This is a genomic window from Streptomyces sp. NPDC048270 (assembly GCF_040652335.1).
GTDB lineage: Bacteria > Actinomycetota > Actinomycetes > Streptomycetales > Streptomycetaceae > Streptomyces.
Window position 1 is genome coordinate 128827 of sequence record NZ_JBEZLV010000014.1, and the last position, 15698, is coordinate 144524.

16 protein-coding genes are annotated in these 15698 nt (G+C 71.0%); 10 read left to right on the top strand and 6 right to left on the bottom strand.

Features of this window, described 5'->3' with window-relative positions; translation table 11 throughout:
- Positions 1-65: 65 nt before the first annotated feature.
- The 3 genes from AB0D66_RS15370 to AB0D66_RS15380 are packed head-to-tail and all read left to right on the top strand — an operon-like array spanning position 66 to position 2812.
- Positions 66-1043 (top strand): sterol desaturase family protein, encoded by a 978-nt coding sequence (locus AB0D66_RS15370; protein ID WP_362302319.1) that lies wholly within the window; start codon positions 66-68, stop codon positions 1041-1043.
- Positions 1040-1738 (top strand): lysoplasmalogenase, encoded by a 699-nt coding sequence (locus AB0D66_RS15375; protein ID WP_362302322.1) that lies wholly within the window; start codon positions 1040-1042, stop codon positions 1736-1738. Before AB0D66_RS15370 ends, AB0D66_RS15375 begins: the two co-directional genes overlap by 4 nt.
- Positions 1739-1768: 30 nt before the next feature.
- Positions 1769-2812 (top strand): zinc-dependent alcohol dehydrogenase family protein, encoded by a 1044-nt coding sequence (locus AB0D66_RS15380; RefSeq protein ID WP_362302325.1) that lies wholly within the window; start codon positions 1769-1771, stop codon positions 2810-2812.
- Positions 2813-2887: 75 nt separating this feature from the next.
- Here the strand turns inward: AB0D66_RS15380 and AB0D66_RS15385 are convergent, their stop codons facing one another.
- Entirely contained in the window at positions 2888-4432 is a 1545-nt protein-coding gene (locus AB0D66_RS15385) for a S8 family serine peptidase (RefSeq protein ID WP_362302328.1), read from the bottom strand.
- Positions 4433-4693: 261 nt separating this feature from the next.
- Here AB0D66_RS15385 and AB0D66_RS15390 point away from each other — a divergent pair, with 261 nt between their 5' ends.
- The 3 genes from AB0D66_RS15390 to moaA all read left to right on the top strand — a co-directional run bounded on the left by AB0D66_RS15390 (position 4694) and on the right by moaA (position 7848).
- Complete coding sequence (locus AB0D66_RS15390; protein WP_362302331.1) at positions 4694-5065, top strand: DUF485 domain-containing protein; 372 nt, start codon at positions 4694-4696, stop codon at positions 5063-5065.
- A gap of 38 nt (positions 5066-5103) precedes the next feature.
- Positions 5104-6705, top strand: coding sequence for a cation acetate symporter (locus AB0D66_RS15395; RefSeq protein ID WP_362302444.1), 1602 nt, complete (start codon positions 5104-5106; stop codon positions 6703-6705).
- 153 nt (positions 6706-6858) lie between these two features.
- Positions 6859-7848, top strand: a complete 990-nt coding sequence (moaA, locus tag AB0D66_RS15400) for a GTP 3',8-cyclase MoaA (RefSeq protein WP_362302334.1) — start codon at positions 6859-6861, stop codon at positions 7846-7848.
- A gap of 25 nt (positions 7849-7873) precedes the next feature.
- Here moaA and AB0D66_RS15405 read toward each other — a convergent pair whose 3' ends face one another.
- Together AB0D66_RS15405 and AB0D66_RS15410 are read right to left on the bottom strand one after the other, a co-directional pair.
- Positions 7874-8113, bottom strand: a complete 240-nt coding sequence (locus AB0D66_RS15405; RefSeq protein ID WP_362302337.1) for a hypothetical protein — start codon at positions 8111-8113, stop codon at positions 7874-7876.
- Between the two features lie 146 nt (positions 8114-8259).
- Positions 8260-8538, bottom strand: coding sequence for a DUF3099 domain-containing protein (locus AB0D66_RS15410; RefSeq protein WP_362302447.1), 279 nt, complete (start codon positions 8536-8538; stop codon positions 8260-8262).
- Positions 8539-8779: 241 nt separating this feature from the next.
- Here AB0D66_RS15410 and AB0D66_RS15415 point away from each other — a divergent pair, with 241 nt between their 5' ends.
- On the top strand, positions 8780-9058 hold the full coding sequence (locus tag AB0D66_RS15415; protein ID WP_362302340.1) for a GlsB/YeaQ/YmgE family stress response membrane protein: 279 nt from the start codon (positions 8780-8782) through the stop codon (positions 9056-9058).
- A 94-nt stretch (positions 9059-9152) separates the two neighbouring features.
- Here AB0D66_RS15415 and tyrS read toward each other — a convergent pair whose 3' ends face one another.
- Genes tyrS through AB0D66_RS15430 form a run of 3 tightly spaced genes read right to left on the bottom strand, consistent with a single transcriptional unit; the run spans position 9153 to position 13394 of the window.
- On the bottom strand, positions 9153-10421 hold the full coding sequence (tyrS, locus tag AB0D66_RS15420) for a tyrosine--tRNA ligase (RefSeq protein ID WP_362302343.1): 1269 nt from the start codon (positions 10419-10421) through the stop codon (positions 9153-9155).
- Between the two features lie 52 nt (positions 10422-10473).
- Complete coding sequence (locus tag AB0D66_RS15425) at positions 10474-11874, bottom strand: metallopeptidase TldD-related protein (protein WP_362302346.1); 1401 nt, start codon at positions 11872-11874, stop codon at positions 10474-10476.
- The gene (locus tag AB0D66_RS15430; RefSeq protein ID WP_362302349.1) at positions 11871-13394 is read right to left on the bottom strand and encodes a TldD/PmbA family protein; all 1524 of its coding nucleotides are present in this window, start codon (positions 13392-13394) and stop codon (positions 11871-11873) included. The genes AB0D66_RS15425 and AB0D66_RS15430 overlap by 4 nt, the downstream gene beginning before the upstream one ends.
- A 184-nt stretch (positions 13395-13578) precedes the next feature.
- On the opposite strand from AB0D66_RS15430, the gene fabG reads away from it, so the two are divergent.
- The 3 genes from fabG (at position 13579) to AB0D66_RS15445 (ending at position 15691) form a co-directional block, all read left to right on the top strand.
- Positions 13579-14298 carry a 3-oxoacyl-[acyl-carrier-protein] reductase gene (gene fabG / locus AB0D66_RS15435; RefSeq protein WP_362302352.1) on the top strand — a complete coding sequence of 240 codons (720 nt, stop codon included), beginning with the start codon at positions 13579-13581 and terminating at the stop codon, positions 14296-14298.
- Between the two features lie 5 nt (positions 14299-14303).
- Positions 14304-15074 (top strand): enoyl-ACP reductase FabI, encoded by a 771-nt coding sequence (fabI, locus tag AB0D66_RS15440; protein ID WP_362302355.1) that lies wholly within the window; start codon positions 14304-14306, stop codon positions 15072-15074.
- 185 nt (positions 15075-15259) lie between these two features.
- Positions 15260-15691 carry a hypothetical protein gene (locus AB0D66_RS15445; RefSeq protein ID WP_362302358.1) on the top strand — a complete coding sequence of 144 codons (432 nt, stop codon included), beginning with the start codon at positions 15260-15262 and terminating at the stop codon, positions 15689-15691.
- The last annotated feature ends 7 nt before the right edge of the window (positions 15692-15698 follow it).

Genomic DNA, 15698 nt, shown 5'->3' on the forward strand with positions numbered 1-15698 from the left:
CCCGATGGATACCGATCGGTAACAACCCCTAGCGGCACCCCTGAGGCCGCCTCTATGGTGCCCACATGCCGAACCTGCCCGATGTCGTGCTGTGGTCCATACCCGCCTTCGTGCTGCTCACCGTCATCGAGGTGGTCAGCTACCGGCTCCATCCCGACGAGGACGCCGCCGGGTACGACACGAAGGACGCGGTCACCAGCGTCACGATGGGGCTCGGCAGCATCGGGTTCGACCTGCTCTGGAAGATCCCGGTCGTCGCGGTGTTCACCGCGGTCTACGAACTCACCCCGCTGCGGGTGCCGTTCCTGTGGTGGACCGTGCTGCTGATGCTGCTCGTCCAGGACTTCCTCTACTACTGGCAGCACCGCCTCCACCACGTCATCCGCATCCTGTGGGCCTGCCACGTGGTCCACCACAGCAGCCGGCGGTTCAACCTGACCACCGCCCTGCGCCAGCCCTGGACCAGCGCCACGACCTGGTGGTTCTACCTGCCGATGGTGGCCCTCGGGGTGCACCCCGCGGCGATCCCGTTCTGCTACGGCATCAACCTGCTGTACCAGTTCTGGGTACACACCGAGCGCATCGGGAAACTGCCCCGGGCCTACGAGTACGTGTTCAACACCCCCTCCCATCACCGCGTGCACCACGCCTCCCAGGGCGGGTACCTGGACCGCAACTTCGGCGGGATCCTGATCGTCTGGGACCGGATGTTCGGCTCCTGGGTGGGGGAGACGGAGCGGCCCGTCTACGGGCTCACCAAGAACATCGGCACCCACAACCCGCTGCGCGTGGCCACGCACGAGTACGCCGCCATCGCCCGTGACGTGCGTGCCGCGAGCAGCTGGCGCGAGCGCGCCGGGCGGGTCTTCCGCGGCCCCGGCTGGCAGCCGGCCCCGCCCACCGCTGCCGCCCCGCCCGCTGCTCCCACGTCTGCTGCCGCTGCCGTCCCGCCCGCCGCTCCCGCCGCCGAGTCTGCTGCCGCTGCCGCCTACGCCGCCCCGCCCGCGCCCGCCTCCGCCCCGGAGTCGGAGCACGCCGCGTGAGCGCCGCCGAGTCCCGTACGCCGTCCTGGGCCCGCCCCGTACCCGCCGGGCGCGCCGGCGCCCCCGGCTCCCGCGCGCTGCTCGGCGCCTTCGCCGCGGCCGCCGCCGTCGACCTCGGCTCGCTGCTCGCCGACTGGAACCTCGGGCACGTCCTCGCCAAACCCCTGCTGATGCCGCTGCTGGTGGCCTACGTGATCACGCGCGGCGCCCCCCGCCTGCTGGTCGCCGCCCTGCTGTTCGGCTGGGGCGGGGACCTCGCCCTGCTCTTCGACGCCGAGGCCGCCTTCCTGATCGGCATGGGCTCCTTCGCCGTCGGGCACGTCTGCTACCTCGTGCTCTTCGGCCGGCGCCCGGCCAACCCGCTGCTCGGCGGCGCGTACCTGCTCGCCCTGCTCGGCACCGTCGGCCTGATGTGGCCGGACCTCCCGGCCGATCTGCGCATCCCCGTCGCCGGGTACAGCCTGCTGCTCACGGCGATGGCCTTCCGCTCCAGCGCCCTCGGGCCGCGGGCCGGGATCGGCGGGGCGCTGTTCCTGATCTCGGACACGCTCATCGCGACCGGGGTCGCCGCGTGGCCGCAGCTGCCCCGGCCCGACTTCTGGATCATGGCGACCTACCTGGCCGCCCAGTACCTGCTGGCCACCGGCGCGCTCGCCCGGACGCAGGCGTACGGTAGGCAGGTCATACAAGACTGAACGACCCCCTAGCCGGAGGACTGCACCACCATGCGCGCCACCGTCATCCACGCCCCGCACGACATCCGCGTGGAGGAGGTGCCCGACGCTGCGATCCAGCGCCCCGAGGACGCCGTCGTCCGCGTCCTGCGCGCCTGCATCTGCGGCAGCGACCTGTGGGCCTACCGCGGCGAGGCCGCCCGACAGCCCGGCCAGCGGATCGGCCACGAGTTCCTCGGCGTGGTCGAGGAGACCGGCTCCGCCGTCTCCGGCCTGCGCGCCGGGGACCTGGTCGTCGCGCCCTTCATGTGGTCCGACGGCACCTGCGACTACTGCTCCGAAGGCCTTTACACCTCCTGCGCGCACGGCGGCTTCTGGGGCTCGGTCGGCCACGACGGCGGCCAGGGCGAGGCCGTCCGCGTCCCGCACGCCGACGGCACCCTGGTGAAGCTGCCGGCCGAGGCCGTCTCCGACGACCACCTGCTGACCGGGCTGCTCGCGCTCTCCGACGTCATGGGCACCGGCCACCACGCCGCGCTGGGCGCGGGCGTGCGCAAGGGCTCCACGGTCGCCGTGGTCGGCGACGGCGCCGTCGGCCTGTGCGGTGTCCTCGCCGCCAAGCGCCTCGGCGCCGAGCGGATCATCGCGCTGGGCCGCCACGCCGCCCGTACGGACATCGCCAAGCTCTTCGGGGCCACCGACGTCGTCGCCGAGCGCGGGGAGGCCGCCGAGGCGGCCGTCCGCGAGCTCACCGGCGGCCAGGGCGCGCACGCCGTCATCGAGGCGGTCGGCACGGAGCAGTCCATGCGCACCGCCGTGAACATCACCCGCGACGGCGGGGCCGTCGGCTACGTCGGCGTGCCGCACGGCAGCGGCACCGGTCTCGACCTCGGCGTGATGTTCGACCGCAACATCACCCTGCGCGGGGGCGTGGCACCGGTCCGGGCCTACATCCCGGAGCTGCTCGAGGACGTGCTCAGCGGAGCCATCGACCCGTCGCCGGTCTTCGACCGGGCGGTGTCCCTGGACGAGGTCCCGGAGGGCTACCGCGCGATGGACGACCGCAGTGCGCTCAAGGTGATGATCACGCCCTGACGGCCGGTACGCAGAAGGGCCGGGCGGGATGGTCCCCGCCCGGCCCTTCCGCGTTTCAGCCGGTGTGCCGGCCGGTTACTTGACGGCCTTCAGCGCGTCGACGACGCCGTAGCCGTAGTAGCCCGTCTGGCCCCACTTGCTCTCGCAGGTGGTGGCGTCGACGAGGGTGCCCGCGGCGTTGTAGATCTGCGCCGGGCAGGGCGCCTTCGTGGCCTGGCTCTTGAGCATCGCCTGGAGCTGCGAGGGCGTGGCCGACGGGTGGGCGCTCTTGAGCAGCGCCGCGACGCCCGCGACGTGCGGGGCGGCCATCGAGGTGCCCTGCTTGTAGCCGTACCCGCCGCCCAGGACGGTGGACAGCACCCGGCCGTTCGCGTCCGGCGTGGCCGGTATCTGCCACTTGTCGCCGCCCGGGCCGGCGACGTCCACGACGCCGAGGCCGTAGCTGGAGTAGTACGAGCGCAGGCCCTGGTCGCCGGTCGCCGAGACCGTCACCACACCCGGCAGCTGGGTGGGCAGGTCCAGGCAGACCCTGGGGTCGATGGTGCGGGGCCCCGGGGTGGTGTCGTTCGGGCTGGAGTCGTCCAGGATCGAGTCCGCGGCGAGGTCGTGGTCGGAGTTGCCGGCCGAGGCCACGTGGAGCGTGCCCTTGCGCTCGGCGTACTTGGTGGCCCGGCCGATGGCCTCCACCAGCGCCTTCTGGTCGTCGTCCGACTTGCAGTTGTAGAGCCAGGGGTCGACGTAGTAGCTGTTGTTGGTCACCTCGATCCCCTTCTCGGCGGCGAACATGAAGCCGCAGACGACCGCCTCGGTGAAGAAGAGGCTGGTCCCGGGCTCGCTCACCTTGATCGCGGCGACCTTGACGCCGGGCGCGACACCGCTGACACCGATGCCGTTGCGCGGGGCCGCGATGGTGCCGGCCACGTGCGTGCCGTGGTCGCTGCCGTCCGGGTAGGGACGCCAGGCGCCTTCGGAGGTGTCCGCGACGCCGCCGACGCAGTTGGCCGACTGCTCCTTGGAGAAGTTCGGTGCCAGATCGGGGTGAGTGTCGTCGACACCTGTGTCGATGACGCCCACGGTGACGTTCTGGCTGCCATCGTTGATCTTGTGAGCCTGGTCGGCCTTGATCGTCCGCAGATCCCACTGGTTGGGCTCCAGCGGCTCCTGACCCTCCTGGGCCGCCGCGGCCGCCTTGGCGGCGTCCGCCGCGCTCAGCTGCTGCGTCGTGCCCTCGTCCGTCGTCTGCACCGCCTGGAGGGGGGCCGTACGGGTGGCGCCGACCGAGACGAACAGGCCGCGGTTGGCCCGCAGCTGCTTGGCGAAGTCGGGGTTCTGGGAGTGCGCGACGATGACCCCGATCTGCTCATAGGCCGTCACCACCGTTCCGCCGGCCCGCTCGATGGCCTTCTTCGCCGCCTTCACCGTGGCATACGCGTTGAGGTTCGCCACGTACGACAGCTTGGGGCCGGTGGTCTCCGCCCTCGAAGCCGTTGCCGCGTCCGCCGTGTTGCCCAGCGGCGCGGCCGAGGCCGAGACGGAGGGCAGGAAGGCGAGCGACGCGGTGAGCGCCAGGCCGACCGGTACGGCGAGAGCACGCCGGCGGCCGGATCCCAGATGAGCCATGGGTTCTCCACATCATCCTTGAAAAGAAGCCCGTCCGGACGTGGTCACGGCGGACGGGTTCATGACATGGGGAACCTAGTGCCGGTGTTCCCCATTCCGCCATCAGTTCGAGAAATCAGTTCTCAAAGAAACGCCAGGTGTTGAACCGTCCCGACGCGCCGGCCGTGCCGTTGACAGGGGGCCTTCAGCGCCACCGTCCCCCACACGGAGGTTGTTTTGTCCGTCGTCCCCACCGCACCCGCGTCACAAGGAGAGCCCCCCGTGACCACCGAAGCAGCGCCGCCGCCCGGCAGCACGGGAACGCCCCAGGCGAGTCCCGGCCCCACGGCCGAAGAGTTCGCAACCGTCCAGCAGAGTGCCGAGTTCGCCGAACTGCGCCGCTCCTACCGGTCCTTCGCCTTCCCGCTCACCGTGGCCTTCATCGCCTGGTACCTGCTCTACGTGCTGCTGTCCAGCTACGCGGGCGGCTTCATGGGGACCAAGCTCTTCGGCAACATCAACATCGCCTTCGTGCTCGGCCTCGCCCAGTTCGGCACGACCTTCCTGATCGCCTGGCTGTACTCGCGGCACGCCGCCGCCAAGCTCGACCCCAAGGCCTCGGCCATCAAGGCGCGGATGGAGGGCGGCAAGTGAGCGGCACGCTCCACCTCACCACGACCGCGACGACCACGATGGCCGCCGGCGCCTCCGAGCACCGCCCGCTGATCATCACCCTGTTCGGCCTGTTCGTCGTCGCCACCCTGATCATCACGATCTGGGCCGGCCGCCAGACCAAGGACGCCGCCGACTTCTACGCCGGCGGCCGCCAGTTCACCGGCTTCCAGAACGGCCTCGCCATCTCCGGCGACTACATGTCCGCCGCGTCCTTCCTCGGCATCGCCGGAGCCATCGCCCTCTTCGGCTACGACGGCTTCCTCTACTCCATCGGCTTCCTCGTCGCCTGGCTGGTGGCGCTGCTGCTCGTCGCCGAGCCGCTGCGCAACTCCGGCCGCTACACGATGGGCGACGTCCTCGCGTACCGGATGCGCCAGCGGCCCGTCCGTACCGCCGCGGGCACCTCCACCATCGTGGTGTCGATCTTCTACCTGCTCGCCCAGATGGCCGGCGCCGGCGTGCTCGTCTCGCTGCTCCTCGGCATCACCAGCGACGGCGGCAAGGTCGCGGTCGTCGCGCTGGTCGGCGTCCTGATGATCGTGTACGTGACGATCGGCGGGATGAAGGGCACCACCTGGGTCCAGATGATCAAGGCCGTCCTGCTCATCGCGGGCGCCCTGCTGATCACCTTCCTGGTGCTGGTGAAGTTCAACTTCAACATCTCCGCGCTGCTCGGACAGGCCGCCGAGAACAGCGGCCAGGGCACCAAGTTCCTCGAGCCGGGGCTCAAGTACGGCAAGGACTCGCTCACCAAGCTGGACTTCATCTCGCTGGGCCTGGCCCTGGTCCTCGGCACCGCCGGCCTGCCGCACATCCTGATCCGCTTCTACACCGTGCCCACCGCCAAGGCCGCCCGCAAGTCCGTGAACTGGGCCATCGGCATCATCGGCGCCTTCTACCTGATGACCATCGCCCTGGGCTTCGGTGCCGCGGCGCTGCTCAAGCGGGACGACATCCTGGCCTCGAACAAGGCGGGCAACACCGCGGCCCCGCTGCTGGCCCAGGAGATCGGCGGCGGGGCCGGCTCCACCGGCGGCGCGGTCCTGCTCGCCGTGATCTCCGCGGTCGCCTTCGCCACCATCCTCGCCGTGGTCGCGGGCCTCACCCTGGCCTCGTCCTCGTCCTTCGCGCACGACCTGTACGTCAACGTCATCCGCAAGGGCAAGGCCACCGAGAAGGAGGAGGTGCGCGCGGCCCGCTGGTCCACCGTGGTCATCGGCGCCGTCGCCATCGGCCTCGGCGCGCTCGCCCGCGACCTGAACGTCGCCGGCCTGGTCGCCCTCGCCTTCGCCGTCGCCGCGTCGGCCAACCTGCCGACCATCCTCTACAGCCTCTTCTGGAAGCGCTTCAGCACCCAGGGCGCGCTCTGGTCCATCTACGGCGGCCTGGTCTCGGCGGTCGGCCTGGTGCTCTTCTCCCCGGTCGTCTCCGGGAAGCCCACCTCGATGTTCAAGGACGCCGACTTCTACTGGTTCCCGCTGGAGAACCCGGGCATCATCTCCATCCCGCTCGGCTTCCTGCTGGGCTGGCTGGGCACCGTCCTGTCCAAGGAGAAGGCGGACCCGCAGAAGTTCGCCGAGCTGGAAGTCCGCTCCCTCACCGGAACGGGCGCGCACTGACATCACACGAACACGCAGTGTGGCCGCGTCGTACTTCCGTACGACGCGGCCACACTGCGTCTCGTCCGTTCGGGCACGACTGGATGTAACACGCGTCGCGTAGGCTCGAATCATCGAAACCTCTACAGATCCGGACAGGGGAGGGGGCCCACAGTGCTTCTCGACACCTACGGCCGCGTGGCCACTGACCTGCGCGTCTCGCTCACCGACCGGTGCAACCTCCGCTGTACCTACTGCATGCCCGAAGAGGGACTGCAGTGGCTGGGGAAGTCCGACCTGCTCAGCGACGACGAGATCGTCCGCCTGATCCGCATCGCCGTCACCCGGCTCGGCATCACCGAGGTCCGCTTCACCGGCGGCGAGCCGCTGCTCCGTCCCGGCCTGGTCGGGATCGTCGAGCAGTGCGCGGCCCTGGAGCCGCGCCCCAAGATGTCGCTGACCACCAACGGCATCGGCCTCAAGCGCACCGCGCAGGCACTCAAGGCCGCCGGCCTCGACCGAGTGAACGTTTCGCTGGACACCCTGCGGCCCGAGGTCTTCAAGACCCTCACCCGCCGGGACCGGCACAAGGACGTCATCGAGGGCATGGCCGCGGCCCGCGAGGCCGGCCTGACCCCCGTGAAGGTCAACGCCGTGCTGATGCCCGGACTGAACGACGACGAGGCTCCCGACCTGCTGGCCTGGGCCGTGGAGAACGAGTACGAGCTCCGCTTCATCGAGCAGATGCCCCTCGACGCCCAGCACGGCTGGAAGCGCGAGGGCATGATCACCGCCGGCGACATCCTCCAGTCGCTGCGGACCCGCTTCACGCTCACCGAGGAGGGCGCCGACGAACGCGGCTCCGCCCCGGCCGAGCGCTGGGTGGTCGACGGCGGCCCGGCCACCGTCGGCGTCATCGCCTCGGTCACCCGCCCCTTCTGCGGAGCCTGCGACCGTACGCGGCTCACGGCCGACGGCCAGGTCCGTACGTGCCTGTTCGCCACCGAGGAATCGGACCTGCGCGCCGCCCTGCGCTCGGGCGCCCCGGACGAGGAGATCGCCCGGCTGTGGAAGCTGGCGATGTGGGGCAAGAAGGCCGGATCCGGTCTTGACGACCCGTCCTTCCTGCAGCCCGACCGCCCCATGTCCGCGATCGGCGGCTAGGGGCGGCCGGCGGCCGGCGGGGGCTTCAGCGTGCGCGCTCCGAGCCCTCCGGCTGCACCCACTCGCCGAGCTTCACGACGTCCTTGAGGAAGCCGCGGACACCCAGGAACTGGGAGAGGTGTTCGCGGTGCTCCTCGCACGCCAGCCAGGTCTTGCGGCGCTCGGGCGTGTGCAGCGTCGGGTTGTTCCACGCCAGTACCCAGACGGCCGCTTCGCGGCAGCCCTTGGCGGAACAGGTGGGGGTGTCGGTCTCAGGGGAGGTCACGCCTCAACCCTACAAACCGCCGGAGCGGAAGGGCGACGCCGAGCAGCCACGGGGGGAGCTGCCCGGCGTCGGTCCGTCGCTCCGACGGGGGATGCGGAGCGCGTAGGCAGTATGTCACGCAGGACCCGGTACGGTGCACCGGAACTTCATGATTGATCTGAGCTTTTCCTGAGGTTTCCCGCTTCCAGCGCGGGCAGCACCGGAGCCGGAATGAAGTGCGAGGGCAGCGAGGGCGCCGACTCGCGCCCCGCGTTCGCGATGACCACGGCGACGTAGGGCAGCAGGGCCCCCGCGACCAGCGTCACGATCGCCACCGGCCGCTGCACGTTCCACAACAGCACCGTCGCGATGACCGACAAGGTCCTGATGACCATCGAGATCACGTAGCGGCGCTGACGGCCCCGGACGTCCTCGGCGAGGCCCATCCGCGCGCCGGTGATCCGGAAGACCTCGGCCCCGTTCCGCTTCTGTCGCTTCGTCCGTTCCACACTCCACCACCCGATCACCCGCCGGACGCTCCCCGGCCCGGACCCCTCCCACCGTACGCCGCCTCCCCGGCCGCGAGGAGAGGGGGTTCCCCCGAACGGTGCCGCCCGAAATGCGCGGTACGCCGAACGGGCCGAGACTGGGCCCACGTGCGCACAACGCGCCAGGAGGAGGCTCGACATGCACTGGTTGTGGGCGATCATCGTCGGTTTCGTGCTGGGCCTGATAGCCCGGGCGATCCTGCCGGGCAAGCAGCACCAGCCCCTCTGGCTGACCACCCTCATGGGCATCATCGGCGGTGTCCTCGGCAACGCCGTCGCCACCTGGATCGGGGTCGCCGACACCCGGGGCATCGACTGGACCCGCCACCTGCTCCAGCTCGTCGGCGCGGTCGTCCTCGTCGCGCTCGGCGAGATGGTCTACAAGGCGATGCGGGGCGGCAGGCGCGAGATGACCTAGCGCGGCGCCCCGGAACGCGGCGGAGGGACCGGCCGGACCATGTCCGCACCGGCCCCTCCGCCGTGTTCCGTACCGGGCGTCCGCCCCGGAGCCGTCAGGCGCCGGTGACCTCGACCGCCGCCAGGTTCTTCTTGCCGCGGCGCAGCACCAGCCAGCGCCCGTGCAGCAGGTCCTCCTTCGCGGGGACCGCGTCCTCGGCCGTCACCTTCGCGTTGTTCACGTAGGCGCCGCCCTCTTTCACGGTCCGCCGGCCGGCCGACTTGCTCGCGACCAGACCGGTCTCCGCCAGCAGGTCCACGACCAGGCCGGGCTCCGCGACCTTGGCGTGCGGCAGCTCCGACAGGGCCGCGGCCAGCGTGGCCTCGTCCAGCTCCGCCAGATCGCCCTGCCCGAACAGCGCCTTCGACGCGGCGATCACGGCCGCGCACTGGTCGGCGCCGTGCACCAGCGTGGTCAGCTCCTCCGCCAGCGCCCGCTGCGCGGCACGCGCCTGCGGCCGCTCGGCGGTCTGCGCCTCCAGCGCCTCCAGCTCCTCACGGCTCTGGAAGGACAGGATCCGCATGTAGGTGGAGATGTCCCGGTCGTCCACGTTCAGCCAGAACTGGTAGAACGCGTACGGCGTGGTCATCTGCGGGTCCAGCCAGACGGCCCCGCCCTCGGTCTTGCCGAACTTGGTGCCGTCCGCCTTGACCATCAGGGGGGTCGCCATCGCGTGCACGACCGCACCCGGCTCGACCCGGTGGATCAGGTCGAGGCCGGCCGTCAGGTTGCCCCACTGGTCGGAGCCGCCCTGCTGGAGCACGCATCCGTGGCGCCGGTACAGCTCCAGGAAGTCCATGCCCTGGAGCAGCTGGTAGCTGAACTCCGTGTAGCTGATGCCCTGGTCGGACTCCAGCCGCTTGGCCACCGAGTCCTTCGTCAGCATCTTGTTGACGCGGAAGTGCTTGCCGATGTCCCGCAGGAACTCGATGGCGGACATGCCCGCCGTCCAGTCCAGGTTGTTGACCAGGACCGCCGCGTTCTCGCCCTCGAAGGACAGGAACGGCTCGATCTGCGACCGCAGCCGGTTCACCCACTCCGCGATGACCGCGGGATCGTTCAGGGTCCGCTCGGCCGTCGGGCGCGGGTCGCCGATCTGCCCGGTGGCCCCGCCGACCAGCGCCAGCGGCCGGTTTCCGGCCAGCTGGAGCCGGCGCATGGTGAGCACCTGGACCAGGTGCCCCACGTGCAGCGAGGCCGCGGTCGGGTCGTAGCCGCAATAGAACGTGACGGGACCGTCCGCGAAGGCCTTGCGCAGCGCTTCTTCGTCAGTGGACTGGGCGAAGAGCCCGCGCCACTTCAGTTCGTCGACGATGTCCGTCACGGTCTCTCGACTCCTTACGTTTTGTGGAAATGCCGTGCTCAGTCTAGGTGGGTCAGACGCCCTTGCTCACCGAACTCATGTTGAAGTCCGGGATGCGGACAGCGGGCATCGCGGCGCGCGTGAACCAGTCGCCCCACTCGCGCGGCAGCGTCTTCTCGGTCCGGCCCGCCTCCGAGGCCCGCGAGAGCAGGTCCACCGGGGACTCGTTGAACCGGAAGTTGTCCACCGCGCCCGTGACCTGCCCGTTCTCCACCAGGTACACGCCGTCCCGGGTCAGGCCCGTGAGCAGCAGGGTGGCCGGATCGACTTCCCGGATGTACCAGAGGCAGGTGAGCAGCAGGCCCCGCTCGGTACCGGCGACCATCTCCTCCAGCGACTTGTCGCCGCCGCCGTCCAGGATCAGGTTGCCGAAGGCCGGGGACAGCGGCAGGTCCGTGAGCGCGGCGCTGTGCCGGGTCGTGGTCAGCCGGGCCAGCTCGCCGTCGCGGATCCACTCGGTCGCCGGGACCGGCAGGCCGTTGTCGAACACCGAGGCGTCGTCCCCGGAGCTGTGCGCGATCACGAACGGCGCGGACTCCAGGCCCGGCGCGTTCGGGTCGCTGCGCAGCGTCAGCGGGAGCTCGGACAGCCGCTCGCCGACCCGGGTGCCGCCGCCGGGCTTGGAGAAGACCGTCCGGCCCTCCGCCGCGTCCCGGGCCGCCGCCGACCACATCTGGTAGATCAGCAGGTCCGCCACGGCCGTCGGCGGCAGCAGCGTCTCGTACCGTCCGGCGGGCAGCTCGATCCTGCGCTCGGCCCAGCCGAGGCGCACGGCGAGCTCCGCGTCCAGGACCGTCGGGTCCACGTCCTTGAAGTCGCGGGTGGCGCGGCCGGCCCAGGCGGAGCGCTGGCGGTCCGGGGACTTGGCGTTGAGCTCCAGGGTGCCCTTGGGCTGGTCGTGGCGCAGCCGCAGGCCCGTGGAGGTGCCGACGTACGTGGAGACCAGCTCGTGGTTGGCGAAGCCGTACAGCTCGCGGCCGCCCGCGCGGGCCCGGGCGAAGGACTCGCCGAGCGCCGGGGCGAAGTCCGCGAACACCGCCGAGGAGGTCTCGGCCGGGGCGTCGGTGAAGTCCGGCGAGGCCGGGGTCCCGGTCACCAGCGGCTGGGCGTCCTCGGCCGGGCCGGCCCCGCGGGCGGCCGCCTCGGCGGCGCGCACCAGCGGCTCCAGGTCGGCGGCGGTGACGGCGCTGCGCGAGACGACCCCCGAGGCCGTCCCCTCCTTGCCGTCGACCGTGGCGATGACCGTGAGGGTCCGGCCGCGGGTGACGCCGTTGGTGGTGAGCGCGTTGCCCGCCCAGCGCAGGTTGGCGGTGGACTGCTCGTCGGCGATGACCACGCACCCGTCGGCGGTGGACAGCTCCAGGGCCCGCTCGACGATCTCGTGGGGCTTGGTCGATCGAATCGATGAGGTCATCGTCCGGCCTCCTGCGTGGTGTTCAGGATGTTCACGTCGCGGAAAAGGGCGGACGGGCAGCCGTGCGAGACCGACGCGACCTGGCCCGGCTGGGCCTTTCCGCAGTTGAAGGCGCCGCCCAGGACGTAGGTCTGCGGGCCGCCGACCTTCTCCATCGAGCCCCAGAAGTCGGTGGTCGTGGCCTGGTACGCGACGTCGCGCAGCTGCCCGGCCAGCCTGCCGTTCTCGATGCGGAAGAAGCGCTGCCCGGTGAACTGGAAGTTGTAGCGCTGCATGTCGATCGACCAGGAGCGGTCGCCGACCACGTAGATCCCCCGCTCCACCCCGCCGATCAGGTCCTCGGTGGACAGGCCGCCGGGATCCGGCTGGAGGGACACGTTGGCCATGCGCTGGACGGGCACGTGCCCGGGGGAGTCGGCGTAGGCGCAGCCGTTGGAGCGGCCGAGGCCGGTCAGCTTCGCGATCCGCCGGTCCAGTTGGTAGCCGACCAGGGTGCCGTCCTTGACCAGGTCCCAGCTCTGCGCCTCGACGCCCTCGTCGTCGTAGCCGATGGTGGCCAGGCCGTGCTCGGCGGTGCGGTCACCCGTCACGTTCATGATCGGAGAGCCGTACTTGAGCGAGCCGAGCTGGTCGAAGGTGGCGAAGGAGGTCCCCGCGTACGCCGCCTCGTAGCCCAGCGCCCGGTCGAGCTCGGTGGCGTGGCCGATGGACTCGTGGATGGTGAGCCACAGGTTGGAGGGGTCCACCACCAGGTCGTAGCGCCCGGCGCGGACGCTCGGCGCCTTCATCTTCTCGGCCAGCAGGTCGGGGATCTGCTCCAGCTCGGAGCCCCAGTCCCAGCCGGTGCCGGTCAGGTACTCCCAGCCCCGGCCGGCGGGCGGGGCGATGGTGCGCATCGAGTCGAACTCGCCGGTGGTGGCGTTGACGGCGACCGCCGTGAGCTGCGGGTGGATCCGGACCCGCTGCTGTGTGGTCGTGGTGCCCGCGGTGTCCGCGTAGAACTTGTTCTCGTGCACGGCCAGCAGCGAGGCGTCCACGTGCGCGACCCCGTCGGCCGCCAGCAGCCGCGAGCTCCAGTCGGCGAGCAGCGCCGCCTTCTCCGCGTCCGCCACCTCGAAGGGGTCGACGTCGTAGGCGGAGATCCAGGTGCGGTCCGCGTGCACCGGCTCCTCGGCGAGCTCCACCCGCTCGTCGGATCCGGCGGCCTTGATCACCTGGGCGGACAGCTTGGCCATGGCCACGGCCTGCGAGGCCACCTTGGCGGCGGCGTCCATGGTCAGGTCCACGCCGGAGGCGAACCCCCAGCTGCCCCCGTGCACCACCCGGACCGCGTACCCGAGGTCGGTGGTGTCGGACCCGCCGGAGGGCTTGGCGTCGCGCAGCCGCCAGGAGGCGCTGCGGATCCGCTCCAGCCGGAAGTCGGCATGCTCGGCGCCCAGCGCGCGGGCCCGGGCGAGCGCCGCGTCGGCGAGCGCCCGCGAGGGAAGCGCGGTGAAGGCCGCGTCGATGGAATGGGGCACGGAATTCCTCCCGAAGTCGGGGCCGGTCTCCCCGATCATGTCGCGACCGGGGCTGTCGTGCCTACACCTTTCTGTAGGGATTCGACAGAGCCCGTCCCAAGGCCCTGTCGGAGGTCGATTCTCCGTACGAGGGGTGCGACCTATAGGTTTTCGGTATTCAGACCGCTAGCGAAAGGGTGATCCGTTGAGCCGCTCGGTTCTCGTCACCGGAGGTAACCGGGGCATCGGCCTCGCCATCGCCCGCGCCTTCGCGGAGGCCGGAGACAAGGTCGCGATCACGTACCGGTCCGGGGAGCCGCCGCAGGCGCTCACCTCGATCGGCGTTCTGGCGGTCCGGTGCGACATCACCGACTCCGAGCAGGTGGAGCAGGCCTACAAGCAGATCGAGGAAGCGCACGGCGCTGTCGAGGTGCTGGTGGCCAACGCGGGCATCACCAAGGACACGCTGCTGATGCGGATGACCGAGGAGGACTTCTCCTCGGTCGTCGACACCAACCTCACCGGCACCTTCCGGGTGGTCAAGCGCGCGAACCGCGGCATGCTCCGCGCCAAGAAGGGCCGCGTCGTCCTGATCTCCTCGGTCGTCGGACTGCTGGGCTCGGCGGGTCAGGCCAACTACGCCGCCTCCAAGGCCGCGCTGGTCGGTTTCGCCCGGTCGCTCGCCCGCGAGCTGGGCTCCCGCAACATCACCTTCAACGTGGTCGCCCCCGGCTTCGTCGACACGGACATGACCAAGGTCCTCACCGACGAGCAGCGTGCGGGCATCGTGGGCCAGGTGCCGCTCGGCCGCTACGCGCAGCCCGAGGAGATCGCGGCGGCCGTGAGCTTCCTGGCGTCCGACGACGCCGCGTACATCACCGGAGCCGTCATTCCCGTTGACGGCGGATTGGGCATGGGTCACTGATCACCATGAGCGGAATTCTCGAGGGCAAGCGCATCCTCATCACCGGCGTGCTGATGGAGTCCTCCATCGCGTTCCACGCCGCCAAGCTCGCCCAGGAGCAGGGCGCCGAGGTCATCCTCACGGCGTTCCCGCGGCCGACGCTGACCGAGCGCATCGCCCGCAAGCTCCCCAAGCCCGCCAAGGTGATCGAGCTCGACGTCACCAACCAGGAGCACCTGGACCGGCTGGAGGGGCTCGTCCGCGACGAGCTCGGCGGTCTCGACGGCGTCGTCCACTCCATCGGCTTCGCGCCGCAGGACGCGCTCGGCGGCAACTTCCTGAACACGCCGTTCGAGTCGGTCGCCACCGCCATGCACGTCTCGGCGTTCTCGCTGAAGTCGCTGACCATGGCCTGCAAGCCGCTCTTCCCGCACGAGGGGGCGGCCGTCGTCGGCCTCACCTTCGACGCGCAGTTCGCCTGGCCGCAGTACGACTGGATGGGCCCGGCCAAGGCCGCCCTGGAGGCCACCAGCCGCTACCTCGCCCGCGACCTGGGCAAGGAGAACATCCGCTGCAACCTGGTCTCGGCCGGGCCGATCGGCTCCATGGCCGCCAAGTCCATCCCGGGCTTCGGCGAGCTGGCGGACGTCTGGAACTCCCGCTCGATGCTGGAGTGGGACATGAGCGACCCGGAGCCGGCGGGCCGCGGCGTCGTCGCGCTGCTGTCGGACTGGTTCCCGAAGACCACCGGCGAGATCGTCCACGTGGACGGCGGCCTGCACGCGATGGGTGCCTGACGGCACTCGCGTCCGTACGGCGGCGGCCGCGCCCCCCTTTCCGGGGGCGCGGCCGCCGCCGTTTCCGCGTTTTCGATCGGATGTTCACCGGCTGATCGGATCTTCCCGAGTCGAAAACCAGGACAGATGCCTGCAAACTGACCCAGTCGGGATCTTCTCGGCTGTTGCGGGGAGGAGGTACGGGATTGCGCGCGAGATCGAGCGGAGCGGTATCGCTGCTGGTCACCTCGGTGGTCCTGACCGCACTCCTGGGCCCGGGCGCCCTCGCGAACACCGCCCCCGACGAGCCCGCACCCGCCCCCGAGGCCGCCGCCCCCGCCGTGGTGGACCTCGCCGAGATCCCCGCCGAACCGCCCGTGCAGCCCGCGCGGACCCCCGCCCGGGACCTCTTCGGGGCCGACTGCGACACCGAGATCAGCGGCTCGACGGTGACGGCGCACTGCCACAACCGCTACCCGCAGACCGACCTGGTGCGGCTGCACGTCGAGTGCGACCGCTGGTGGGACGTGGACGGCGACGGGGCCGCCGTGGCCGTCGGCCCGGCCGGGCGCGTCGAGCTCGCCGGCCGCTGCTGGAAAGAGGTCCGCTCGGCCTGGGTCAGCCACCAGCGGCCGTGAACGGACC

Excerpts from the sequence above, each read along its gene's own strand:
- AB0D66_RS15395 (WP_362302444.1), top strand. The coding sequence starts at position 5,104 with ATGGCCGCCGGCGCCTCCGAGCACCGCCCGCTGATCATCACCCTGTTC.
- AB0D66_RS15385 (WP_362302328.1), bottom strand. The coding sequence starts at position 4,432 with ATGGCTCATCTGGGATCCGGCCGCCGGCGTGCTCTCGCCGTACCGGTC.
- AB0D66_RS15370 (WP_362302319.1), top strand. The coding sequence starts at position 66 with ATGCCGAACCTGCCCGATGTCGTGCTGTGGTCCATACCCGCCTTCGTG.
- fabI (WP_362302355.1), top strand. The coding sequence starts at position 14,304 with ATGAGCGGAATTCTCGAGGGCAAGCGCATCCTCATCACCGGCGTGCTG.
- AB0D66_RS15415 (WP_362302340.1), top strand. The coding sequence starts at position 8,780 with ATGCACTGGTTGTGGGCGATCATCGTCGGTTTCGTGCTGGGCCTGATA.
- AB0D66_RS15380 (WP_362302325.1), top strand. The coding sequence starts at position 1,769 with ATGCGCGCCACCGTCATCCACGCCCCGCACGACATCCGCGTGGAGGAG.
- AB0D66_RS15425 (WP_362302346.1), bottom strand. The coding sequence starts at position 11,874 with ATGACCTCATCGATTCGATCGACCAAGCCCCACGAGATCGTCGAGCGG.
- AB0D66_RS15410 (WP_362302447.1), bottom strand. The coding sequence starts at position 8,538 with ATGGGCCTCGCCGAGGACGTCCGGGGCCGTCAGCGCCGCTACGTGATC.